The organism is Spirosoma litoris (assembly GCF_054776755.1).
This window is the reverse complement of the sequence record NZ_BAAHBI010000075.1, coordinates 47950-73415: the sequence shown is the minus strand read 5'-3', so window position 1 is coordinate 73415 and position 25466 is coordinate 47950. Positions and strand designations below refer to the sequence as shown.

General features: G+C 44.6%; 21 protein-coding genes. 14 read left to right on the top strand and 7 right to left on the bottom strand.

Annotation, left to right across the window (positions count from 1 at the left end; translation table 11 throughout):
* The first annotated feature begins 75 nt into the window (after positions 1-75).
* The 3 genes from lipA to metK all read left to right on the top strand — a co-directional run bounded on the left by lipA (position 76) and on the right by metK (position 3607).
* Positions 76-969 carry a lipoyl synthase gene (gene lipA, locus ACYVGR_RS35555; RefSeq protein WP_460965350.1) on the top strand — a complete coding sequence of 298 codons (894 nt, stop codon included), beginning with the start codon at positions 76-78 and terminating at the stop codon, positions 967-969.
* Between the two features lie 90 nt (positions 970-1059).
* A complete protein-coding gene (locus ACYVGR_RS35550) occupies positions 1060-2247 on the top strand; it encodes a lycopene cyclase family protein (RefSeq protein ID WP_460965348.1) in 1188 nt (395 codons plus the stop codon).
* An 82-nt stretch (positions 2248-2329) separates the two neighbouring features.
* Positions 2330-3607: a methionine adenosyltransferase gene (gene metK / locus ACYVGR_RS35545; RefSeq protein ID WP_460965347.1), complete on the top strand. Its 1278-nt coding sequence runs from the start codon at positions 2330-2332 to the stop codon at positions 3605-3607.
* Between the two features lie 143 nt (positions 3608-3750).
* On the opposite strand, the gene ACYVGR_RS35540 is transcribed toward metK, so the two are convergent.
* On the bottom strand, positions 3751-4128 hold the full coding sequence (locus tag ACYVGR_RS35540; RefSeq protein WP_460965345.1) for an HPF/RaiA family ribosome-associated protein: 378 nt from the start codon (positions 4126-4128) through the stop codon (positions 3751-3753).
* A gap of 212 nt (positions 4129-4340) precedes the next feature.
* The gene (locus ACYVGR_RS35535) at positions 4341-5699 is read right to left on the bottom strand and encodes a cytochrome P450 (protein WP_460965344.1); all 1359 of its coding nucleotides are present in this window, start codon (positions 5697-5699) and stop codon (positions 4341-4343) included.
* Positions 5700-5884: 185 nt separating this feature from the next.
* Here ACYVGR_RS35535 and ACYVGR_RS35530 point away from each other — a divergent pair, with 185 nt between their 5' ends.
* A complete protein-coding gene (locus ACYVGR_RS35530; protein WP_460965342.1) occupies positions 5885-6346 on the top strand; it encodes a 3-oxoacyl-ACP synthase in 462 nt (153 codons plus the stop codon).
* A gap of 108 nt (positions 6347-6454) precedes the next feature.
* On the opposite strand, the gene ACYVGR_RS35525 is transcribed toward ACYVGR_RS35530, so the two are convergent.
* Positions 6455-8086 carry an amidohydrolase gene (locus ACYVGR_RS35525; RefSeq protein ID WP_460965340.1) on the bottom strand — a complete coding sequence of 544 codons (1632 nt, stop codon included), beginning with the start codon at positions 8084-8086 and terminating at the stop codon, positions 6455-6457.
* Positions 8087-8192: 106 nt separating this feature from the next.
* On the opposite strand from ACYVGR_RS35525, the gene ACYVGR_RS35520 reads away from it, so the two are divergent.
* Both ACYVGR_RS35520 and ACYVGR_RS35515 read left to right on the top strand, forming a co-directional pair.
* Complete coding sequence (locus ACYVGR_RS35520; RefSeq protein WP_460965339.1) at positions 8193-9593, top strand: TolC family protein; 1401 nt, start codon at positions 8193-8195, stop codon at positions 9591-9593.
* 58 nt (positions 9594-9651) lie between these two features.
* Positions 9652-9846 (top strand): DUF2188 domain-containing protein, encoded by a 195-nt coding sequence (locus ACYVGR_RS35515; RefSeq protein ID WP_460965337.1) that lies wholly within the window; start codon positions 9652-9654, stop codon positions 9844-9846.
* Positions 9847-9894: 48 nt separating this feature from the next.
* Here the strand turns inward: ACYVGR_RS35515 and ACYVGR_RS35510 are convergent, their stop codons facing one another.
* The gene (locus ACYVGR_RS35510; RefSeq protein WP_460965335.1) at positions 9895-10962 is read right to left on the bottom strand and encodes a DNA topoisomerase IB; all 1068 of its coding nucleotides are present in this window, start codon (positions 10960-10962) and stop codon (positions 9895-9897) included.
* A gap of 114 nt (positions 10963-11076) precedes the next feature.
* Positions 11077-11667: a hypothetical protein gene (locus ACYVGR_RS35505; RefSeq protein ID WP_460965333.1), complete on the bottom strand. Its 591-nt coding sequence runs from the start codon at positions 11665-11667 to the stop codon at positions 11077-11079.
* A gap of 159 nt (positions 11668-11826) precedes the next feature.
* On the opposite strand from ACYVGR_RS35505, the gene sucD reads away from it, so the two are divergent.
* The 8 genes from sucD (at position 11827) to porN (ending at position 21053) form a co-directional block, all read left to right on the top strand.
* Entirely contained in the window at positions 11827-12702 is an 876-nt protein-coding gene (sucD, locus tag ACYVGR_RS35500) for a succinate--CoA ligase subunit alpha (RefSeq protein ID WP_182457559.1), read from the top strand.
* An 84-nt stretch (positions 12703-12786) separates the two neighbouring features.
* Positions 12787-13929, top strand: coding sequence for a DUF4271 domain-containing protein (locus ACYVGR_RS35495; protein ID WP_460965331.1), 1143 nt, complete (start codon positions 12787-12789; stop codon positions 13927-13929).
* Between the two features lie 108 nt (positions 13930-14037).
* Positions 14038-14820 carry a uroporphyrinogen-III synthase gene (locus ACYVGR_RS35490; protein WP_460965330.1) on the top strand — a complete coding sequence of 261 codons (783 nt, stop codon included), beginning with the start codon at positions 14038-14040 and terminating at the stop codon, positions 14818-14820.
* Positions 14821-15003: 183 nt separating this feature from the next.
* Positions 15004-15978: a PorP/SprF family type IX secretion system membrane protein gene (locus ACYVGR_RS35485; RefSeq protein WP_460965328.1), complete on the top strand. Its 975-nt coding sequence runs from the start codon at positions 15004-15006 to the stop codon at positions 15976-15978.
* A 253-nt stretch (positions 15979-16231) separates the two neighbouring features.
* Complete coding sequence (porK, locus tag ACYVGR_RS35480) at positions 16232-17365, top strand: T9SS ring complex lipoprotein PorK/GldK (protein ID WP_460965326.1); 1134 nt, start codon at positions 16232-16234, stop codon at positions 17363-17365.
* 38 nt (positions 17366-17403) lie between these two features.
* Positions 17404-18222, top strand: coding sequence for a type IX secretion system motor protein PorL/GldL (gene porL / locus ACYVGR_RS35475; RefSeq protein ID WP_460965325.1), 819 nt, complete (start codon positions 17404-17406; stop codon positions 18220-18222).
* 129 nt (positions 18223-18351) lie between these two features.
* Complete coding sequence (gene porM, locus ACYVGR_RS35470; RefSeq protein WP_460965323.1) at positions 18352-19938, top strand: type IX secretion system motor protein PorM/GldM; 1587 nt, start codon at positions 18352-18354, stop codon at positions 19936-19938.
* A 56-nt stretch (positions 19939-19994) separates the two neighbouring features.
* Positions 19995-21053, top strand: coding sequence for a type IX secretion system ring subunit PorN/GldN (porN, locus tag ACYVGR_RS35465; RefSeq protein ID WP_460965321.1), 1059 nt, complete (start codon positions 19995-19997; stop codon positions 21051-21053).
* A gap of 66 nt (positions 21054-21119) precedes the next feature.
* On the opposite strand, the gene uvrC is transcribed toward porN, so the two are convergent.
* Both uvrC and ACYVGR_RS35455 read right to left on the bottom strand, forming a co-directional pair.
* Positions 21120-22931 (bottom strand): excinuclease ABC subunit UvrC, encoded by a 1812-nt coding sequence (gene uvrC / locus ACYVGR_RS35460; RefSeq protein ID WP_460965319.1) that lies wholly within the window; start codon positions 22929-22931, stop codon positions 21120-21122.
* Between the two features lie 145 nt (positions 22932-23076).
* Positions 23077-25434, bottom strand: a complete 2358-nt coding sequence (locus ACYVGR_RS35455) for a penicillin-binding protein 1A (RefSeq protein WP_460965317.1) — start codon at positions 25432-25434, stop codon at positions 23077-23079.
* Positions 25435-25466: the final 32 nt, after the last annotated feature.

Below are 25466 nucleotides of genomic sequence, written 5' to 3'. Positions count from 1 at the left end.
ATGCTCCCTGCTCCTTGCTTATAGAGTGAACTTTCCGCTGTGAAAACGAATTTTGCTGGAAAGGATTGAGGTGACATGATCGAACTACCCGTAATACCCTCTGAACAACAACGCAACCGGGCGGGCGCTCCGAAACGCCCCGATTGGCTGCGCGTAAAACTGCCTATTGGCCCTGAATATGCTAAAGTTCGTAAGTTAGTAGACGAGCACAAGCTTCACACCATCTGCGAAAGTGGCAATTGTCCCAATATGGGCGAGTGTTGGGGCGCAGGTACGGCTACATTTATGATTCTGGGCAATGTTTGCACACGAAGCTGTACATTCTGCGCAGTGGCAACCGGGCGCCCTAACGAATATGATACCGATGAGCCCCGGCGTGTAGCTGAAGCCATTGTGCTGATGAAAGTTAAGCACGCTGTACTGACGTCAGTAAATCGCGACGAACTGAAGGATCGGGGTGCCGAAATCTGGTACCAAACGGTGAAACTCATTAAAGAAGCATCGCCCTCTACAACTATAGAGACCCTTATTCCTGATACAAAAGGGAATTGGGAAGCACTCGAGCGAATGATTTCGGCCGGTCAGGAAGTGGTTTCGCATAACATGGAAACCGTAGAACGACTTTATCGGCGGGTGCGGCCACAGGCTCGGTATGAGCGTAGTCTCGAACAAATTCGCCGTACTAAAGAATATGGACAGCGAACAAAATCGGGTATTATGCTTGGTTTAGGCGAAACCCACGATGAAGTATTTAAGGCAATGGATGATCTGGCTGTTAATGGGTTAGATATCTTGACCTTAGGCCAATACCTACAGCCGACCAAAATGCACCACGAAGTAATTGAATGGATTCATCCTGATACATTCGCTATGTATCGTGAAGAAGGGCTGAAACGTGGGCTGAAGTACGTTGAGTCAGGACCATTAGTTCGGTCCAGTTATCATGCCGAGAAGCATGTAAATGTGTAAAAGAAGTTACCGAAGGCTAAACATTTTAGGCACCTTCGTCATTTTATAAGAAAGAGTCCGGACCAACGGCCCGGACTTTTTCTTTGCTGCATGAAAAAATACGACTTCATCATTGCTGGAGGAGGCATGGCGGGCTTAAGCCTGGCTTATTACTTACTCCAGTCTCCATTGCGTGATCGACGTATTCTGATTCTGGATCATGAACAGAAAAATCGTAATGATCGAACGTGGTGCTTTTGGGAACGAGAGCCGCACAAAACGGGGTCTGCTGACTCCAGCGCATTATTGCATCCATTTGAGTCGATTTTATTTCGTACCTGGAACGCAATCTCCTTTCATGGAACTACCTATGCCGGTAAGTTGGATATGTGGGGTTACCAGTATAAAATGTTACGAGGCATTGACTTCTATGGGTTTATAGACACAGAACTGGCTAAACGGCCTAATGTTGAGCGAAAACAAGCAACGATTCAACGTATCAAAGATACTCCGCAAGGTGGCTTCGTTATTGCTGACGACGAACCCTATATTGCTGATTATGTATTTGACAGCACGTTTGCCCTAAAATTAGATCAGCCAGAGAATCATAACCTTTTGCAGCATTTTAAAGGCTGGGTAATTACAACCTCAACGCCTTGCTTTGACTCTGAATGTGCAGAGATCATGGATTTTCGAATCGGGCAAGGGGGGGACTGCCGATTCATATATGTATTGCCGTTCAATGAAAAAACAGCTCTGGTTGAGTTTACGATTTTCAATTCTACCTTGTTAGCTAACGAAGAGTACGACGTTGAATTACAGCAATATATAGACCGTTTTTTACCAACAGGAGGTTATAAAATCTGCGAAACCGAGTACGGAGTTATCCCAATGTCTGATGAGCCAACACAGGAGAATCCTTCTGAACACATCGTTAGAATAGGCACGGCGGGAGGTTTTACCAAAGCCTCAACAGGTTATACATTTCACCGAACGCAGCGTTACCTGCAGGAAATTGTTCACAATTTGGCCACAACGGGTAAGCCAAATCGAACTATACCTTGGTTTAAGCGACGATTTAAACTTTACGATAGTATTTTTCTAAACGTTCTAGAGCAAAACCGGCACCCTGCCGATGATATTTTTACCCGTGTATACACCGAAAACCCTCGCCGTGTTTTTAAGTTTTTAGACGAAGAAACTCATTTTTTTGAGGAAATTCAGTTATTTGCTACCATGCCATTCTGGCCATTTTTGTCGGCCTTCTTTAGTGTATTGCGTCGAAAAATAGCCGGATAGTAAGGTAGGGGTCTACTGATGTCTTGCCCCCTACTCAGAAACTCGTAGATTTGTAGCTTAAACCAAGTCTACGGATAATTCAATGCCTTATCTTTTCACTTCCGAGTCTGTTTCTGAGGGACATCCCGATAAAGTCGCCGATCAAATTTCTGACGCACTGATTGATAATTTTCTGGCGTTTGATCCGTCCAGCAAAGTAGCCTGCGAAACACTCGTTACAACTGGTCAGGTTGTTCTAGCTGGCGAAATTAAGACCGATACCTACTTAGACGTTCAAAAAATCACGCGCGAGGTAATCCGTAAAATCGGTTACACGAAGAGCGAATATATGTTTGAGGCTAATTCGTGTGGCATTTTCTCGGCTTTGCACGACCAATCAGCCGATATTAACCAAGGTGTTGATCGTTTGGTTGATAACAACGATTTTGAGTCAAAAGCAAACGCGCAGGGAGCTGGTGATCAGGGGATGATGTTCGGTTATGCCACCAACGAAACTGACAACTACATGCCATTGCCGCTAGATCTGGCTCATGCTATCCTGCGTGAAATGTCGGTGATTCGGAACAATGAACTCGAGCTTATGCCTTATCTGCGCCCTGATGCTAAGTCGCAGGTGACGATTGAATACTCAGACGATCATCAGCCCATCCGGATTGATACGATTGTAGTTTCAACTCAGCACGACGATTTTGCCGATGATGAGACAATGTTGGCCAAAATCAAAGAGGATATCATCAATATTGTAATTCCACGTGTGAAAGCGGCTCAAAAAGCCGAATTACACGGTTTGTTTACTGACAACATTACCTATTACATCAACCCAACGGGAAAATTTGTAATTGGTGGCCCTCACGGTGATACAGGTCTGACAGGCCGTAAAATTATCGTTGATACCTATGGCGGTAAAGGCGCACATGGTGGTGGAGCTTTCTCGGGTAAAGATCCCTCTAAAGTAGACCGTTCGGCAGCGTATGCTACGCGTCACATTGCTAAAAACCTGGTAGCAGCTGGTCTTTGCGATCAGGTGCTAGTACAAGTTTCTTATGCTATTGGGGTAGCTAAGCCTTGTGGTTTGTATGTGAATACATATGGCACGGCTAAAGTAGATTTGCATGATGGAGTTATCGCTGAAAAAGTGAGCGAGATTTTCGATATGCGCCCATATGCTATCGAACAACGGCTTAAACTTCGCAATCCAATTTACTCCGAGACTGCGGCCTATGGTCACATGGGTCGTAAGAACGAAATCGTTAAGAAAACCTTTGGTTCGAACGGAAATACGAAAGAAGTTGAAGTTGAGCTGTTTACCTGGGAAAAGCTTGATTTTGTTGATAAAGTCAAAACTGCATTCAGTTTGTAATTTTTTGTCATTCCGACGCCAGGAGGAATCTCAAACTTGACTTATAAGGGACTTTGAGATTCCTCCTGGCGTCGGAATGACAAAATCAATAAAATCAAAAAGCCACTCCGTTTGGGGTGGCTTTTCTGTTTGTTAATTTACTTTTATAACTCGTCAGGTTCGAAAACCTCGTCTTCATCTTCTACATCGGATGTGGCCTTAGCAATAGCTGGGCTGGAGATATCACTCCGCTTTTGCTTAAATCGGACGAGTTTGTCTTTCAGGACATCCATAACCCGATCGGTGGCGCTTTCGAAGCTTTTATCGTGTTCTTTAACGAAGATTTCCTTTCCGGGAATCATTAGTCGAACTTCGATAATTTTCTCTTTGACTTTGTTGGAGTCAGCCCCCTCTAGTCTTAAGAACACTTCTCCGCTGATGATACGATCATGAAAAGTGTCTAGCTTATCAAGCTTAGCCTGGATAAAATCTAACAGGCTCTGATCTGCCGTGAATCTAACGGCGTGCATTTGTAGTCTCATTGTGTCGCATTTAAAGTGAACTGAAATTAGAACATCAATGGACTATCTAAGTTTGACTATGTGAACCACAAAGTCAATACTACCTACGAAAGATACAAGTGCGTTTCACGGACTTTTGTTTTATTATCGTCTAACCACTTGAAAGAACGGCTTTTTAAGCAAAACGTGGAACGGCTTATTAGTGAAATTCTTTAAAAAGTATAAATGAAAATTTACAATAAATTAATGTAAACCGCTTGATTGGGTCGTAATGTGATTAATGGCTTAGGAATAATACGCTGATCGGCGACGGATTTGAAATCAAATGAACGCACCAACATGCCTAATAAGATTTGCATCTCCATCAAGGCAAACTGATTCCCAATACACAAGCGAGGCCCTCCACCAAAGGGCAGATACGCATACGAATGGAGTTGATCTTTAAGGCCGCCCACTGCAAACCGATCAGGATCAAATCGGTCAGGATCGGGCCAGTTGGCTGGGTCTCTATGGAGCAGATAAGGTGAGATCAGGGCAGTGTCACCTGCTGGAATCGTATAGGGGCCAATATGGTCAGGGTTATGCGCCCGTCGACTCATAATCCAGGCAGGAGGGTACAAGCGTAGTGATTCCTGCACGACTTGCAATGTGTACGTTAATGACCGAAACTTGTCAGGCGAAGGCATAGGTTCATTGCCTAAAACCTCTCTGCTTTCGGTCTGGAGTCGAGCTAGCACGTCGGGGTGTTGGCTTAACAGATAGATTGTCCAGGCCATAGAAACAGCCGTCGTTTCGTGACCTGCCGAAAAAAGAGTTACACATTCATCGCGCAGTTGTTGGTCCGACATTTTTTCGCCCGTGTCTTCATCTTCGGCACTCAGCAACATGCCCAATAAATCATCTTTATCGTCATGATGGTGCCGCCGTTGGTCGATAACACCGTAAATAAATGAATCGACCTGTGCTCGGGCTCGTTTGGATCGTATATTATCGGGAGTTGGCCAGCTATAGGGAAACCGAAGCGGATTGAGCATCTTCTTATTGGCCAGATAATTAAGTGTATCGAGTGCACTCGACAGGCCATCCAGTTTCCCCGTTGTATCAGAGCTAAACAGTGTTTTGCAAACGATGCGCATCGTTACGTCCATAAATGACTGCGACATGTTAATGGGCTGTTTGTTTCGCTGCTGTTCCAGTTCATCAATCCAACTGGCCGTTTCGGCAATCATGGTCGTTGTTAAGGCAGCTAACCGTTGCCGGTGGAAGGCGGGTTGAGCCAATCGCCGTTGACGTCGCCAGAAATCACCATCGCTAGTCAATAACCCATTTCCCAGAAAAATCTTCAGGATTTCAAAGGCTGGCGAACGCCCGTAATTGCGGTGATTTTCCTGTATCACATACTTGACGTCTTCAGGCCGAAGCACCAAATACTGATGCCTTCCACCAATGCGTAAGTGCACCAGACGATCGTGTTGCCGTTGCAGGGTATGTAAAGTGCCCAGCGGATTGCGCAGAAAAGCCAGTGTGTTGCCTAGCATGGGCAAGCCCGGATGCAAAGGCACAGGAAGGGTAGGAGGGGCTGTGGTTTCCATCAATGAAAAAGCATTTTCAGAAAGGTTATAAAGATAAGATTGACCTGACAGAATTGCTATGAATTCATTACCTCTCCACCATTGGCATGAAGGGCTGGAACGATACGATGCCTCTTATATGGAAAATGAGCTTGTATAGATTAGATTTTTAGATGAGCTAACTTCGCGTCCTAGAAATCAGTAACGTGTCGAATCAACAACAAATTAAGGCGGCCCTTTTTGCACAGTGCGAAGTCTACGTGCAACTACGGGTTAGTACCGCAAAGCAGGCAATGGAAGCCGCGCAGGAAGCAGCTAATTCGGAATCGAAAAGTAGCGCGGGCGATAAATACGAAACAGGGAGAGCTATGGCCCAACTTGAGCGTGATCGAAATGCCCAGCTTTTAGCCGAAGCTCAGAAGGTGGAGCGGGACCTGAAGCAGATTAACATCGACAAAAGTTATACTATCGGCCAACCCGGAAGCCTGATCATGACAAGTCGGGGGAAGTTTTTTATCAGTATTGGCGCCGGTAAACTAACACTCGACGGAACGGATTACTTCGCCGTTTCAGCAGCATCGCCAATTGGAATTGCTTTGTCAGGACGAAAGGCGGGCGATTCGGTCGTGTTCAATAAAATGACTTATCAGATTCTGGAAGTATATTAAAATTGTCCGAAGTTGTCAAGAATGGTTAGTAAATAGTTGAGTACAGGACTGATAGCTACACCTGACTATTACTTCACCACTCTTGATAACTCCTGACCATAGGTGACTTTAATAAACCCGCTCGCCACCGACCCAGGTCTGACGTACTTTGGTCTGCCGTAGTTTCGGGTTCGGAGCGGTCATAATATCCTGATCAAGAACCACAAAGTCGGCTTGTTTGCCAGGAGCAATGCATCCTCGTAATTGGTCTTCAAAATTGGCGTAGGCGGCCCAGCGAGTCATAGCTAATAGGGCCGATTTGCGGTCGACAGCGTTCTCCATCTGATAGCCACCTGCCGGGAAGTTTTTAGCGTCTTGGCGAGCAACTGCGGCATGAAAGCCAAATAGCGGATTAGGAGCTTCAACCGGAAAATCGCTGCCAAAAGAAATTAAACTATTCTGTTTCATCAGATCATTAAAGGCATAGGCTCCTTTAACCCGAATTGCCCCCAATCGATCGCCAGCCCAGTACATGTCTGAGGTTGCATGGGTAGGTTGTACGGATGGAATAATCGAATATTGGCCAAACTTCACAAAATCTTCTGGTGATACTACCTGTGCATGTTCGATCCGCCAGCGACGGTCATTTTTCTCTTTTAATAACTTGCCATATAAATCGAGCATCAAGTGATTCGCCGAATCGCCAATGCAGTGGGTATTTGCCTGGAATTTAGATGCGTAGAGAAGTTTGGTGACCCGCTCTAGCTCTGCTGGAGCCAGTAAAAGAAACCCACTTGTTTCGGGACGATCGCTGTAGGGTTGGCGTAAACAGGCGCCCCGTGAACCTAAGGCTCCATCGGCATAAAGCTTGAAGGAACGAACGGTTAGCCGATCGGTCTGAAATGGGCCACGTTTGAGAAAATAATCCAGATTGGGTTCGCCTAGGCTAATCATGGCATAATCGCGTATCTTGAGTTTGCCAGCTTGCTGCAAACTATCGATCAGATTAATCTCATCGGGGCTGATGCCTGCATCAGATACCGTAGTGAGGCCTAAGGCAAAACAGGCCGTTTGGGCATTCAATAACATTCGGGTTTTATCGGCGTTGCTGGGGCGCGGAATCACCCGTCTGATGAACTGCATGGCATTGTCTACCAATACACCTGTGGGCTGACCGTTTTCGAGAACAACTTCGCCACCGGGGAGTTTCGAGCCAGCCGTTATATTGGCCAGCCGAAGCGCTTTTGAGTTAATAAGCAAGGCATGGCCATCCACACGCATCAAGGCGACGGGTACATTTGGAAAGGCAGCATCCAGTTTCTCCTTTGTTGGGAAAACTTTTTCAGGCCAGTCATTTTGGTCCCATCCTCGACCGCTAAGCCATAAAACATTCGGGTGGGCTTTGTAAAATGTTTTCAGCCGTTCAATGACTTCATCGTACGATTCTGCGCCAACCAGATCGGCCTGATCCAATACCTGGCCTAATCCTAAGAAATGGGCATGAGGATCATAGAAACCAGGATAAACGGGCTGGCCTTTCAGATCTAGCGTAGTGGTGGCTTCATATTGATCGGCTAGGGCTTGTTCTGTGCCTATCGCCAGAAATTTTCCATCCTGAACGACAAACGCATCCGCCATCGAAAAACTGGAATCTGCGGTATAGATCTGTGCATTTTTGACCAGTAAATCAGCCTTTTTTTTGAAAGAACAACCCGTAACCAGAGCTGCAAGAGTAGAAAATAGCAGTAGATGACGTTTCATGAGGATTAAAAGGAAAGATGCAAGATAGGCGAAAGGTGAATAAGCTAACGGGCTAATTGAAGATTCTCTTATTTTTGTCTTACTTGTTCTTATCAACCTCGAATCAATGAAACTCAGCAGTTGGCTTTTTTTTACCTGTATTCCTACACTGGCTCTTGCGCAGCAACCCGCTCAACCCGCTCAAACCCCTATTCAACGTGCTCTGCGCAATGCTACAATTGTCCAGCAAGGTGAAGTAGTTACCTTGGCTAATGCCATTCAAACGGCACTTGCCCAAAACTATCAGATTAAAATAACCCAGACGCAGCAACAAATAGCTGCCTATAATAATACCCTGGGTAACGCTGGTTTCTTACCTGTTTTGAGTGGTAACCTAACCAATAACAACTCGAACCAGCATATACGACAGTCTTATTTAATACAAACCACCCAGCCTACCGATCTGCCAGGTGTTATCAGTAAAAATACAACTGCTAGTGTTAACTTAAACTGGAACATCTTTAATGGTTTTGCTACGTTTTACGTGCTTGATCAGCTAAAAGAGCTAGTCCGAATTAGCGAAGTAAATACCAGAGCCAATATTGAAGGAACGTTAGCCAGCGTTGCAACGGGGTATTATAATGTTGTGCGACAATTACAGCGTTTACTTGCTGTAAGACAGGCACTTGATATTTCACAATATCGACTTGATCTGGCCAAAACTAACTTCGAAGTGGGTAGTTTTTCGAAGGTAGATTATCTGACGGCTCAGGTAGATTACAATGTCGATAGTGCCTCGCTGATAGGTCAGCAATTGGCCCTGTCGAACGCTAAAATTTTACTGAATACGCTTCTTGTGCGCGACCCTACTACTGAATTTGCTGTACAGGATACAATTATAGTTCGCTCTAATTTAGTGCTTGAGCAGTTACGTGAGTCGTTGCTTTCTAATAACCCCTTGCTGGCTGCTGCTGTCTTAAATCGTAAAGTGGCAGATTTAAATATAAAACTGGCTGAGGCTCAACAGTATCCAACAGTAAACTTATTATCAGGCTATTCGTACACGGCTATTAATAACCAGGCGGGTGGAACCTCAATTTTAGCAACAGCCCGAAACAACGGGCTTACCTACGGGATTCAGGCATCGCTACCTATTTTTAATGGATTTAACCTGCGTCGCCAAAAACAGGTAGCTACTGCTAACGCACTTAATGCTGAGTACCAAACGAATAACCAGCGTGTACAGCTAGAGCTAGCCCTTAACCAGACATTCCAGCAGTACAGAACCAACTTGCAATTGCTATCACTCGAAGTGCAGAATTATAAAATTACGACCCAGAACGTAGACATTGCCTATGACCGCTACCGATTGGGAACGTTGACGGCTGTTGGTTTTCGGGATGTACAACGCAACTTGCTGGATGCGCAACTTCGGTTAATCGATGCTGAATATAATGCCAAAACTGCCGAGATCGAACTTCTTCGCTTAAGTAGTACGATTACTCAAGAGCTTGGCCGTCAGCAGTAAACAGTTAGTTAGCTAAGAGGTTAATTTCCTATTAGACTAACAAAACTGATTTACGGATATGCCCTGGACAAAGAAAGAATATCCAAATTCGTTGAAGAATTTCATGGCTCCAGTACGGAACAAAGCCATTGATATCGCTAATGCCTTGCTAGCTGAGGGGACTGAAGAACAGCGCGCTATTGCTATTGCAACCGCCAAAGCAGAAGAGTGGGCTTCGAACAGAGGGATTAAAATTCGGAAAGCAAATACCTAGATAAAGATCAGGTAAAGTTGGTGAAAAGAATAAGGCCCATTACGGCATTCACTTCACCAACTTTACCTGATCTTTGAGAAATTTCAGCAGTAGCTTCTCAATACCATCGAGGCCAAAAGGACTGGTTTGGCGAAATCGGGCTTTTTGTTTGATATATATATTTAGATCCTGGCATTCATAAGCCTCCAGAATTTGCGGATGGACATAGTGCTTTCGGCAAACAGTACGGGTATTACCTAATTGGTGTGCCACTTCATCAAGGACCGTATTTACATTTTTCTTCAATTCTTTTTCCGTATCGCAAGGCTCCAGTTCAACTAAAAGTCGTAGGGCATTGGCGGTGCCTGCCCAGGTGCGAAAATCTTTTGCCGAAAAATCGTCGCCCATTGTTTCGTGCAGATACTCATTCACCATGCCTGAGTCAATGGAATGGCGATTGCCATCCTGATCGAAATATTGAAATAATTCTTTTCCAGGAATATCGCGGCAAGCTTTGACTAAGCGCGATAGCCGCTTGTCGTGTAGCGTAATGTCGTGATAAATGCCTTTTTTGCCTTTAAAACTAAAGTGTACTTCGTTGCCTTCAAGCTTAACATGCCGGTTTTTTAGCGTTGTCAGACCATAAGAACCGTACTCTTTTTCATAAGCTGCATTACCTACCCTAATTAGGGTTTGTTCCATGACACTGAGCGCAATCGCAATTACTTTTTCGCGGGAAAGTGTCTTCATTTTTAAATCCTTGGCTAAACGTGCCCGCAGCAAAGGCAGTGCTTGCCCAAAAGCAACCATCCGAAAAAATTTTGTTTCGCTTCGAATCGCATTCCATTTTGTATGATAGCGGTACTGCTTTCGATTTTTAGTATCGATACCAGTTGCCTGTAAATGGCCATTCGCTTTGGGACTTATCCAGACATCCTCCCAGGCAGGGGGCAGAGTCATGCTACGAATTCGGGCCAGGGTTTCTTCATCCTCCAGTTTTTTGCCAGTAGGATCAACATACGAAAACTGACTGCCAGTTCGCTGGCGATGAATGCCCGGCATGGTATCATTCATATACACCAGCCGGGCGGCCTTAGCGACCAGAGCTGGACTATGCGCTAACTCCAATAAATTCACGTTCGTTGAGTCGTTTGATCTAGTTTATCCTTTCCGATATGGAAAGAATTGAGAAGGTAACTCGTCGTGATAGGGATTGGTTAAGCGGCTTGCTTTTTTCCTGATAAATAATTTTCAGACCATGCCAACGCGCCAGTCTGCGGATTTTCCGAAAAGCCATAACGCAATGGCTGTGGTATAATGGTAAAAATCGGTTGGGTGAACTAGCGAGTCAAAGGCTTCGGCTTTCGTGGCCAATCCCATCATCATAGCTGCCAATACCACCCAGAGACCCCGTTTATTTCGCTGCATTAATGAAAAAACCGCTAGCAACATCAATACTAAAATGCCCATTGAGGGCACGATCGGTGTAAAAACACGCGCATTAGGAAATAGTAACCCGATGAACAGTAGCAACCCAAAAAAAACAGTGGCTACGAATGTAATTAAGGAAAGAGTTTGGCGGTTCAATAAGGCATAAACGGCAGTTATAAGGCAGGCAACTCCCAGTGTATCAGCCAGTAAAATCATAGACTGATGGAGTGGCCGGATGGATTCATTGCCTGTATAATAAAGTACCCCAATTAGGGCAGCCAGCGATGTTGTTAACAAAAATACCCCCCATAACAGGCGATTGAAGAGAGAAATGCGTCCGAAAAAGTGCAAAAACACCACGACGCCCGCTCCGGCCAGAATACAACCGGAAAGGATGTGCGAAAAAATCATCACGTAATTTACGAAGTTTCGGCTACTTTTGCCCAACTTTTAAAGACGTAAGACGAGTAAACCTAAGAATAAGAAGTGGTCGGCCACAGAATCCTTTTTCTTTTGTCTATTTCTCTTTCCTCTTCATAACCGTATCGCCAACGATTTCTAAAACCTGTTATGTCTGTTTTAGTCAACAAAGATTCTAAAGTTATCGTCCAGGGCTTTACTGGCTCGGAAGGCAGTTTTCATGCCCAGCAGATGATCGAATATGGTACTAACGTTGTTGGGGGCGTAACACCCGGCAAAGGTGGCCAGACTCACCTCGACCGCCCTGTATTCAACACCGTTCAACAGGCTGTTGAGCAGGCAGGGGCCAACGTTTCCATTATTTTCGTACCGCCCGCTTTTGCTGCCGATGCTATTATGGAAGCTGCCGAAGCTGGTATCAAGGTAATCATTTGCATTACTGAAGGTATCCCGACGGAAGATATGGTAGCCGTAAAAAACTACCTGGCCGATAAAGATGTACGACTCATTGGGCCAAACTGCCCCGGTGTTATGACTGCCGAAGAATGTAAAGTAGGTATCATGCCCGGCTTCATCTTTAAGAAAGGTCGGATTGGGATCGTTTCTAAGTCTGGTACGCTGACGTATGAAGCCGTCGATCAGTTGACCAAAGCTGGCCTCGGACAATCAACAGCTATTGGTATCGGGGGAGATCCAATCATTGGTACAACTACGAAACAGGCTGTTGAACTGCTCATGAATGATCCTGACACCGATGCGATTGTTATGATTGGTGAGATTGGTGGTGGTATGGAAGCCGAAGCTGCTCGCTGGATTAAGGCCGATGGCAACCGGAAACCCGTTGTTGGGTTTATTGCTGGACAAACTGCACCTAAAGGCCGTCGTATGGGTCACGCTGGTGCTATTGTTGGTGGTGCAGATGACACAGCTGCTGCTAAAATGGCGATTATGCAGGAATGTGGCATCCATGTAGTTGAGTCTCCAGCCCTCATTGGCGACACGATGCTGAAAGCGTTGGGCAAATAAAAGAGTTAGAGAGTGAAAGAGCGAAAGAGCGAAAGATATGTAATGAGTCAGGCAGCTATAGCTGTAATAACGCTCATTCACTCTTTGGCTCTTTCGCTCTTTTTTTTAGCTGCTGCGGCACAGCCTCGTACCAGCGGTATTGGTCCGGGTGGTAAGTATTATCCCGTTCACGATTTTCATAATGATTTTCAGATATACGACGAGCGTGCGAAAGCCTACGTGCCGTATATCAACGAATTACACGCCGATCAAACGGCATTGAGTGTTTACGTAGACCTGGAAAGCAACCGGCATTATAGTTTGGTGATGTCTACCCGACAAGATGGCTTTCTGTTTATCAACGCGGCTCTCAAACGAAAACTCCAGGCCGATCAGTGGCAGGTCTTGAGTATTGATAGTCTATACCGGGTCTATCGTCAACCAGAAATTTTCCTGACGATTTACGGTGCGCCTGGGCTCGATAATAAGCAGTTGTTTATTGGTTACCCTAAGTCAGCAACGCAGAAGCCAGTCGTATTAAACGATACTAATCTGAGCGTACGGCCCCGTGTTCGTACGATCTATGACAATTTCCTTAGCTTGGGTCTGCTGTTCTTATTGGCTACCCATGCGTTTTTGTTTAGTTTCAATAGTCGGGCCTTTTACCGGTTTTATAGTTTGCGCGATCTAGTCTCAATGCGGTCACAAGATGATTCATTCCTCATTAATCGACCATTGAGCAGTACGAATACATTATTTGCCCTTAATTTAAGCTTTGTCATTGCTTACCTGATTGTTTTTGTACAAAGCCGTAACCTGGATGTTTTTGCATCCCGGGCTCTATTACCAGGAGAACAGCAATTGGGTTGGTTGGTGGGCGAGTTTTTTTTGCTGAGTGGCGTCGCTTTTTTAAGCCTGATTGGTAAATACGTGGCTTTAGAGATAATGGGGGGGCTTTACAAATTACAGGAGGTGGTGAATGTTCATTATTTCAAAATTCTACAGTCATCTCTGCTATTTTTCACCACGTTGACTCTTTTGCTGGCTATCATTGCATATAACACATCGGCAACGACTTGGGCACAAAATGCTATCTTGTTGCCATTGATTGTCTTCTATGCTGCCCGTTTAGCCCTCTTATACTTCGTCATACGTAGTGTTGATCCTATCAAGAATCTTTATTTATTTTCGTACCTTTGTATCGTTGAATTGATTCCACTCATCATCGGTTTGCGTTTTGCACTGTGATGGATGAGTTTTCAGTCATCAAGAAGCTATTGACAGTTACTAAGTGAGTTTTATAACTGTTGACAGAAACTGTTGACTGCACTGACTATTGACCCGAGTAGAGATTCAATGAACGAGACTAGTATGCAATCCACAGAGGCCCGGCTTACGAAAGTAAACCGGATGTTAGTAACCCAATCCAGACCCGCCGACGAAAAATCTCCGTATTTTGATTTAGTTAGCAAGTATAATCTTCAAATTGACTTCAGACCCTTTATTCAAATTGAGGGCGTGTCGTTTAAGGATTTTCGGCGTCAGAAAATTAATATTCTTGCCCATACGGCAATTATTTTCACGAGCCGTAACGCCATCGACCACTTCTTTCGGATTTGCCAGGAAGGTCGGATTGAAGTTCCCGCCGATATGAAATACTTCTGTATTTCGGAACAGACGGCCAATTATTTGCAGAAATACATTGTCATTCGAAAGCGTAAAATCTTTAACGGGACTAAAACGGCTACCGAACTGTTCGATCTGATTAAAAAGCACAAGAACGAGAAGTTCCTGTTCCCGTGCTCAAACATTCGGCGGAATGATATTCCCGAATTCATGGATACCAGTAGCCTACATTTCACAGAAGCTGTTATGTATGAGACAGTTCCAACTGATTTATCGGATCTGGATATCAAGAGTTACGATATCATTGCCTTCTTTAGTCCATCGGGAGTTAGCTCGTTATTAAGCAATTTTCCCGATTTTAATCAAAATGGAACACGGTTGGCGGCTTTTGGCCCAACCACTGCCAAAGCGATTACAGACGCCGGATTGACCCTCGATATTGAGGCTCCATTGCCGAACGCACCCTCTATGACAGGTGCCTTAGATTTGTATCTGAAAAAGGCTAACAATTGATAAACGATTGTTGTTATATAAAACTAAATGCCGGAACCGAGAAATAACCTCATTTCCGGCATTTAGCCGTTATTTACGGGCCAATAATTTGTCTTTACACGCGTTTAGTTGTAAACTGTGATATTGTTTAACAGAACGCTGTGATTGTTGATCAATTGCCGTTCTGAATTTCGCTTAGGCTGTATGATTCGCACATTTTACGTTTACGCCTTATTACTACTGGCCATTGCTGCTCAAACTGCCCGGGCGCAACAAGACCCCCAGTTTAGTTTATACATGTATAATCCGCTGTATTACAATCCGGCAGCGGCAGGATCGGAGGGCGTGTCACGATTGCAAATCACACAGCGAACGCAATACCTGGGTTATCAGACGATCGGTAATGGTGATGGTAGTGCCGCACAAAGTACTCAGTTACTATCGTTTAATATGCCGCTGGCAAGCATTAAGAGCGGTATCGGTATTTATGCGCTGAACGATAAATACGGGCCATCAATCAACCAGGCTGTGCAAGTATCCTATGCGTATCGCTTAGCCCTGAAAAACGGTACATTGGCATTAGGAGTACAAGCGGGCATGTTTAACCGGGGGTTTGACTTTGGTCAATTTCGAGCTACAGACCCCAATGATCCATTAATTCCAACTGGACGAATTAACCAGTTTAAACCTGATATTAGCGCGGGCGTTTATTACAACACAACTGACTATTGGTTAGGTGTCAGCGTTTCTCACCTGAATAAAGCTACCTATAGCTATGTGACTGACCGCTCGATTGATGCGTCTGAACCTAAAGCTTACCTATCGGCGGGTTATCGACTTGGATTAGGGTATAACATTGATATACAGCCATCCGTGTTAGTCCAATACAGTACACTTCAAGGAGTCCGTGGATCGGTAGCTACCCTGAATTTAGTTGGCACATATGACAATCGTATTTGGGCTGGCGTGGGTTATCGACTGAGAGATGCTTTGATGGCTACCGTTGGTATTAATTTAATGCGTAATAACGCGCTACGTGTTGGTTATTCGCTGGATATTATAACCAGTGGTGCTCAGATAAAAAGTCCAACGTCGCATGAAATTATATTGGGTTATGCCCTGCCAGCACCTGATGCCCGCAAAAAACCTATTGTGAGAACTCCGCGTTTTCGCTATTAATTTTAGACCAATCGCTAGCTTAATTTTTGCCATTAAGACCATTTTGGCAATATTCTTGTTAGGCTGTTTGCAACTGGTCGCTTATTTTTGGGGAATAGGTTGATTTGAGGTCAAACGAGTTTTTCCAAATAGAACCGGAATTGAGTAAGAATACTGATAGAAAATAATTCTGAACCCGGTTTAACATACAATAACCAAACAGATTTTCGTTTTTAGTCTGGTCTCGCACAAGAAGAAGAAGAAAAGGTCTACGATGATGAAGTATAACTGGTTAACAGTCAACGCAACCCGGGTAGTGATGGTCGCAGCAGTGGTACTGCTAATGCAAGGTTGTGGCTTTCTGAAGTCAAAATTTGGCGGCAACGGCGGCAAAGGAGGAGAGGTAGGCGTTACAAATGGGGAAATTACAGCCACAGGACGTAAAGGCTGGAAACAACCTACTCCCTATGGTATGGTTCTCATTCCATCAGGTTCGTTTATAATGGGTCAAGCCGACGAGGACGTGGCAGCTACCCAAATTAACATGAACCGTCAGGTAACGATCAGTTCTTTCTACATGGATGATGCTGAAATATCAAACCATGAATATCGTCAGTATGTCAATGCATTGTTAGCCGATTCTGTATCGACTTTAGGCGAAGAAGAAATTATGGCTAAGTATTATCCAGATACAACTGTTTGGAAAAACGACTTTACTTACCACAATGGTGATCCTATGCTGGAGCACTACTATGCTCACCCAGCTTTTGATACCTACCCAGTTGTGGGTGTGAGCTGGATTGCCGCTAAGCATTTCTGTAAATGGCGTACCAACACCCTCGACGACTTCCGTAATAAAGAAGGTGGGTACCGTTCATTTGGATTCCGTCTTCCATCAGAAGCGGAGTGGGAGTGGGCAGCTCGTGGCGGTAAAAATGGCGCTAAGTATCCTTGGGGTAACCCATACGTAGCTAATGGCAAAGGTTGTTACCTGGCTAACTTTAAACCACAGCGTGGTAACTTTGATGCCGATGGCTATCCTTACACCGCTCCAGCAAATGCCTATAGTCCAAATGATTACGGTCTGTATAATATGGCTGGTAACGTTGCGGAATGGTGTCGTGATGCCTATGCCGAAAATACAAACGCTATCGTATGGGATATGAACCCAGACAACCAGAATGCCGATGAGCCTCGTAAAGTAGTTCGTGGTGGTTCCTGGAAAGATATTGCCTACTATCTGGAAACAGGTACTCGTTATTATGAATATGAAGACCAGAAGCGTTCTTACATTGGTTTCCGTTGTGTAATGGATAACTTGGAAGGACGTACTGCATCGGCTCGTGGCGGTAAAGTAGGAGGAAGCAGCAAGAGTAAAAGCAGCAAAAAGTCAGCTAAAAAAGTATAACTAAGTCAATTACCTATTCCATCCAATAATCGCTTATCATGGCAGCAGAAAAATCCACGAGTTTCTTTTGGGATCGTTTAGTACCAACTATTTATAGTGCTGGGGCAGCCGTCGTTATTTTCGGAGCCTGGGCTAAAATTACGCACAACGAGCAGTTCGGCTTTATGCTTACGCTCGGTCTGCTAACCGAAGTAGTTATTTTTGCCTTATACGCAGTACAGAGTTTTACAATGCCAGCTACCTCGGGCGATGGATATGCCTGGGAAAAGGTTTATCCTGAACTGGCAGATGATTATAAAGGTGAAGCCCGCAAACCTGCTCCACAAGCAAATGGCTTAACCGGTAACATGGATCAGATGTTGGCTCAAGCCAAAGTAACGCCTGACGTATTCGAACGTTTAGGTACAGGCTTCCGGAGCCTTAACGAAACAGTATCGAAGATCAAGGACCTTACCGATGCAACTGTTGCTACAAACGATTACGCTAAGAGCGTTAAATCAGCATCGACTTCGATTTCTGAAATGAACAAGTCATACGGTACAGCCATCACTGCTATGAACTCAATGGCTGATGCCACTACCGATGCGAAAGATTATCGTGATCAATTCCAGAAGGTAACCAAAAATATGGGTGCCTTGAATGCAGTTTATGAACTGGAGTTGCAGGATACAAACAAGCACTTGAAAGCAATGAACGCCTTCTATGGTAGCCTAACCGCAGCCATGGAAAATATGAGTGATGCCAGCCGTGACACACAGCAGTTTAAAAACGAACTGGCTAAGCTGACCGGTAACTTAGCATCTCTTAACAATGTGTACGGTAGCATGTTGACAGCTATGCGTGGCAATGGCAAATAAATTGGTTTACGCTATTATTTACAAGCCAGTTGTGGCTTGTAAATAATAGTAATGTAGACTTTTCTCTTCTTACACGATAACCGCTAAAGCGGACTGTTCCACATTTTTTTATTCTCACTACCATAGTTTATGGCAGGCACAAAAGAGACACCCCGTCAGAAGATGATCGGGATGATGTATCTGGTTTTGACCGCTTTATTGGCTCTCCAAGTCACGTCGGCCATTCTGGAAAAATTCGTTTTAATTAATAACAGCTTAGAGCAGTCTACAGGTGCCGTTGGTAAAATTAACCAGGGTACATTTGATAATATTCGTGCTACTGTTGAAAAATCAGGTAATCGCGCGACTGATCTTGTTATTGTTAAACAAGCTGACGAAGTGCGGAAGTTAACAGCAGACGTAATTTCTGAAATTGACAAGATCAAAGAACAATTAGTCGAAGCTGGCGGTGGCCGTGACGAATCGGGTAATATTAAAAACCTGAGTGAAGAGGAAAAAGTAGCCCAGCTCATGATCGGTACGAACCGGAATGGAGCAGCTTTCAAACTGAAAGATCAGTTGAATGGCTACGTTGAAAATCTCTCTAAATATTCTGGTACAAAGTATAGCCCAATGGCGCTTGATGGAAAAGATGACCCTATTGCTGCTAACTCACCCGATCAAAAACGGAAAGATTTTGCGGAATTGAACTTTGCTCAAACACCGGTACCGGCAGCGTTGGCCGTCTTAAGTCAAAAACAAGCTGATGTGCGTCGAATTGAAGGTGAAGTACTTGATGCACTGGCCAGTAAAGTTGGTGCGCAGGATGTTAAATTCGACAAAATCATTGCTATGCTTAGCATGGATTCGAAAGTAGTTGTAGCGGGTACGAAGTTTAAAGGCCAAATGTTTTTAGCAGCTTCGTCATCGGGTATTCAACCTCGTATGAGCCTTAATGGTGGTTCTGTTCGTATGCAGGACGGTCAGGGTATCGTTGAATTTACCGCGCAGGGTGGTTCTTATGATAAGAACGGTCTGGCACGTCGTGTTTTAACGGGCTCAATTGCTTACCAGACTCCAGCTGGATTGAAAACGGTTCCTTTGTCGGCGGAATATTTTGTAGCGAAACCTTCCTACCAAATCGAAACCGGTACATTGCCTCCTTTATATCTTGGTTGCGCCAATAAATTGAGTATCCAAAGCCCTCAATTAGGCGCTCTATGGAACCCCAATATAAGTGCAGATGGTGCGTCTGTTATTGCATCCGGTGAAAAAGGCAAGGTAACTGTAGTGCCAAGCTCGGCAAACGTTGCGTTAAATATTAGCAATAGCGGTAGTCTGCTAGGAACTGAACATTTCAAGGTTACGAAAGTACCACGTCCGAGCATACAAGTATCTGTTGGTGGTACTCCTGCAACGGACCCACGTGGCGTTCCTGTATCGTCGGCCCGCAGCGTAAAAATTCAAGCTGTTTCCGATCCGAGTTTTGCCGCTTTCTCACCAGACGATGCTAACTTCCGTACTACAGGAGCAACAATATCACTGGTGCGTGGTACAAAACGGGTTAAGTTTACCAAAACAGGAGCAGGTGGTGGATCAATCAGTGATCTAGCTGCTGAAGCTCAGCCTGGTGACCGCCTGATTATTGAAATTGATGGTGTTCAGCGTCGAAATTTCCGGGGTGAAATCAGTGATGTCCCAATGGGAAGTCTGTTGTCACAGGTTTCTCTTTATTAACGTACTAAAGTGGTTTACTGGTCGTTACATTTATAAGTTGGACAATAAATAAAGCCATGACACAAATTAAAACGATACGATTTGCTGGTGTGCTGGCGGTAGCAGCGCTGGCGTTGGCAGGGGAGAATGCCTTGGCTCAGGAAAAGGCGAACAGTGCTGTAAATGCAAATTCGGTTCGTGGAATTAACGAGAACGACATTATGATGAAGAAGACCCTTTGGCGTCGGATTGACCTAAAGGAGAAACAGAATCAGTCGATGTTCTCGAAGAATAACGAAATCTCGAAATATTTGATGGAAGCCGTGAAAGCTGGTCTTATCGACGCCTACACGTCTGACTCGTGTACGACGAAAATATCGCCTGAGAAATTTCATGAAAATCTTTTGATTCCTAATACAGGTGGTGGTCTATCGAAGGAAGAAATAGCAGCAGGTTTTACCGAAGATGGTAAAAATGGGGCTAAGAACGACGGCTGGGATACTCCAAAGAAAGACGATAAGAAAAAAGCTGACGACGGTTGGGGCACTCCTAAAAAAGCCGCTGCCACTGCTGAGCCAGCCGATGACGGCTGGGGTGCTCCTAAGAAAAAATCAGCGATAGCTAAAGGAAAAGGAAAGAAAGGTAAAACTACTGTTCCAGCTCCTGTTGTAGAACCGAAGAAAGATACGGTAGCAGTTGCCCAAGCACCCGTTCTTTCTGGGGATGAATATTTCCCAAAAGAATTGAACATCCTGGAAATTAAAGAAGACTGGATTTTTGACCGGAAACGTTCTCGCCTGTATTACGATATTCAGACTGTAACGCTTTTGCTTCCTGCTGATAAGAATACGGCTGGTTACGAGAAGCCTATTGCTTCGTTCAAGTACAAGGATTTAGACAAGTTGTTCCGTAGTGACCCTAAGAAGTTTATCTGGTATAACCCACAAAATCAGGCACAGCATAAAAATCTTGCCGATGCATTTGATCTCCGGTTATTCTATGGTCGGATTACGAAAGTGGCTAACCCAGGTGATACTGATTTAGTCGGTATGTATGGTGATCGGGAAGGTTTGCTGAAATCGTATCAAACCGAATACGAATTGATGGAAACTGAGCATAGTCTCTGGGAATACTAATAAGGCATAAAAAAAGCGGCTTTTAAGCCGCTTTTTTTATGCCTTATTAGTTCGTTCGCGCAATTGCTAGCCATTCTGAATGGTATCAAAGTATTCTTTGAGCTTTGTCGCCCTGTCTTTTCCAACCACTTCGGCCACTTCGTCAAAGGATGCTTCTCGAATTTTAGTCACGCCTTTAAAGTGTTTCAGGAGTTTAGCCGCTGTTTTTTTGCCAACTCCTTCTACATTTTCCAGTTCACTAATTAAACTATTTCGGCTGCGTTTATCCCGGTGATACGTAATGGCAAAACGGTGGGCTTCATCACGAATGCGCTGTATGAGCTTGAGTGACTCCGATTTCTTATCAATGTAAAGCGGTAGGTTATCTTCGGGAAAGTAGATTTCCTCTAACCGTTTCGCGATACCAATAATGGGCACCTTTCCATACAAATCTAGGGCTTTCAACGCATCACAAGCTGCACTCAATTGTCCTTTACCACCATCAATTACGATAAGGTCCGGCATGTCAGTGCCTTCGGTCAGTACACGAGTATATCGACGGGTAACAACTTCATACATACTGGCAAAGTCATTAGGGCCGACAACAGTTTGAATAGAAAAATGCCTGTATTCCCGGTTAGCTGGTTTGCCACCTATGAAACACACCATAGCCGAAACCGGATTGGTTCCTTGAATATTGGAGTTATCGAAACACTCGATGCGATTAGGCAACGTTTTTAACTGCAAATCTTGCTTCAAACGAATCAGTACACGATCTTTCTTACTAGCGCTTGCTGTTGCTTCAGCTGCAGCCCGTTCCTGACGTTCACGCCGGAAGTATAGCACGTTTTTTAGGGACATGTCCAGCAACTTCTTCTTATCGCCAATTTGAGGGACAGTCACTTCTGCTTTCAAATCTACATCGAGCGGAATGTTTGAGATAATCTCTTTTGCCTGACTGCCATACTGCTCTCGAAACTCGATGATCATCATGGCCAATAGATCAGGGTCAGTTTCGTCGAGTTTCTTTTTGACTTCAACCGTATGAGTCTGGACAATAGTACCGTTGACCACCTTCATGAAATTGATATAAGCCGACACTTCATCAGAAGCAATTGAAAACACATCGGCGTCAGCAATCTTGGGGTTTACAACAGTTGATTTGCTCTGGAATCGTTGCAGAACGTCCATTTTCTCCTTGTATTTCTGAGCTTGCTCAAACGCTAACTCGTTGGCCGCTTCAACCATGCGGCCTTTGAAATACTCCTGAGCCGGTTTCAGATTTCCTTTTAAAATATGATGAACCTGCTCAATATCACTATTATAATCGGCTTCACTTTGTTTGCCCTCACAAGGCCCTTTGCAGTTGCCAATATGATATTCCAGGCAGACTTTGTATTTACCTGCTTCGATGTTTTCCTGGGCAAGATTGAAATTGCAGGTACGAATCGTAAATAACTGGCTGAACATGTCCAGCACCGTATACATCGGCTTCAGGTTGGCAAATGGCCCATAAAAGGTCCCTAATTTGCGGTCAATACGCCGAGTGGTCATAACCCGTGGGAAATGCTCGTTCGTGACACAAACAAAAGGATACGTTTTATCGTCTCGGAGTAAGATGTTGAACTTCGGCTGATATCGTTTAATGAGCTGATTTTCGAGTAAGAGCGCGTCAAATTCAGTATGGACTATTGTGAATTCGATCTTACGGATTTGGCTAACCAATCGCAAGGTTTTACGATCATGCCCTTTTGAGTTCGTGAAATAGCTACTTACACGATTTTTCAGGTCTTTAGCTTTGCCTACATAAATCACCTCGCCCGTCGCATCAAAATAGCGATAAACCCCAGGTTCGTGAGGCACTTTTGTCAATTCTTTCTTATAGTCAAAATCGGGCATATTGCAGGTAGACCAGGCGGGTCAAGTGTTAATCTTATGGCATCTTCGACCGAGATGGCCGGTATTACAAAACAATCAAAATCAGTGAAAGGTTGCTTCAAATTTATCTACTAAAAAGGCCAGCAATGGGCTGGCCTAATTGGTATCACTGTAGAATTTCATCTTCATCTTCCGGCACAACCTTGGGTGGAATATACCGTTGAGCAGAGTCTATTTGATACCCACCGCAATCAATTTTGAAGTTATTAGGTTTGCGAAATGGCTCTGGTCGATAGTTGGTCAGCGTGGGGTCTTTATAAATTTTCTGCATGTATACTGCCCAGGCTGGCATAGCTACCCGACCACCCTGGCCTAGCTCAATATTGCGAAAGTGAATAGACCGATCATCGCCACCTACCCATAATCCAGATACCAGATGTTGTGTCATACCCATAAACCAGCCATCTGAATAATTGGAGGTCGTTCCCGTTTTTGCGGCAATTTCGTTGCCACCTTCCAATAACTTATACTGAGTTTCTAAGCGTTTAGCCGTGCCATTAGGCTCTTCAACGGCTCCCCGCATCAGGTGCAGCATTTCGTAAGCTCTATTTGCACTAATAACTTGTTTGGCATCAGGCGTAAAGTCTTTTAACACATTGCCATTCTTGTCTTGAATCTGTATCAGCATCATTGGTCGAACACGCATACCTCCATTGGCGAAGGCGCAGTAAGCTGACACCATCTCGTAAACAGATACGTCGCTGGTACCCAGACAAAGCGTTGGGTCGGCTCGTAAATCTTTACTTTCAATGCCCATTTCGTGCGCATATTTTATGACCTCTTCCGACCTGGTTTTCTTAATTAGCTGAGCGCTAACGGTATTAATCGACTGACCTAGTGCTTCCCGTAGCGATAAACTCTGGTAACTGTATCGACCGTTGGAGTTTTTAGGCGTCCAGGCTGGGCCATTGTTGTTGTCTTCGCCATGAGCGAATGTAGTTGGCTGGTCAACTAAATGGCTACAGGGTGTAACAAAACCCTGATCCATAGCGGTTAGGTAAATAAACGGCTTGAACGTAGAGCCAGGCTGACGACGACTCTGGCGAACGTGATCGAACTTCATATGTTTGAAACTCACTCCACCTACCCACGCCTTCACATAGCCATTACGAGGGTCCATCGACATGAATCCTGTATTGAGTAGCCGTTTGTAATAGCGAATGGAATCGAGCGGACTCATGGTCGTATCTTTCTCATTCCGTTTACCTCCATACACAAACACTTTCATCTTGATGGGCTTCCGCATATCTCGCCAAATAGCCTGCTCATCTGTTCCATAAAGCGCTTTAAGCTGTTTATAGCGTGTTGTTCGTTTAGCCCGATCTTCAATGAAACCCGGTATCTCAATGTATTTTTTTGTACGATCGTCTTTTTTTACCCAAGGGTTTCGACCGCGCCAGTGTTCATAAAACTTCTTCTGCTGGTCACGCATGTTGGTCATCACGGCTTCTTCAGCGTAAGCCTGCATACGCGAATCGATAGTTGTGAAAATTTTTAAGCCGCTTGTATAAAGGTCAAGTTCTGCGCCGGGATTCTCTTCATTATACTGGCGAATCCATCGTTTAATGTCGTCCTTAATGACCGACCGGAAATAAGCCGCCATACCCGTGTTCTGATTCTCAACACTAAAATCGAGTTTCAGCGGTTTATTTTTGTAAGTAAAATACTGCTCATCGCTTAGAAACTTGTATTTTTTCATCTGGCTTAACACAACATTTCGACGATCTCTCGTGCGCTCTTCAGACAGACGCGGGTTATAAAATGTTGGGTTTTTAAGCATACCAACCAGCATTGCCGCTTCTTCGACGTTAAGATTCCAGGGCTCTTTACTGAAATAGGTTTTAGCCGCCGTCTTGATTCCATAGGTGTTATTCCCAAACGACACCGTATTGAGGTACATCATCATGACCTCTTGTTTGGTGTAATTGCGTTCCAACCGAACTGCCAGAATCCATTCCTTGGTTTTCGCAATGATAAGACCAATAATTGGCACATTCCCCAATACCCCACGAAGTTCTTCCTGTCGGGTATCGAAAAGGTTTTTCGCTGTCTGTTGCGTGAGTGTACTGCCACCACCTGAACTAGATGCGTCTTTGAACGTAAGAAATCCACCTATTGCCCGAAAAAGCGAACGAGGGTCAATGCCTGAATGCTTGATAAAGCGGGCATCTTCTGTGGCTAGCAGCGCCGATGTAACGTTTGGGGATACTTGAGAAATTTCAATAAGCGTCCGGTTCTCAACATAGTATTTACCCAGCAATTGATGATCGGCTGTGTAAACTTCAGAGGCCTCTTCGCTTTTTGGGTTTTCAAGCGCTTTCAAGCTTGGCATACCACCAAAGAGCCATAGAAAGTTATAACTAACCGCTAAAACATATAAAATCAGCAGAACGATGCTGAGCAATGAGTATCGCCAAAGGTTTCGAATTATAGTTCGGTAGGTTCCGGGGGCAAATTCAATCATTGTTAGATTCCTAGATTTATGATTTTCGGTTT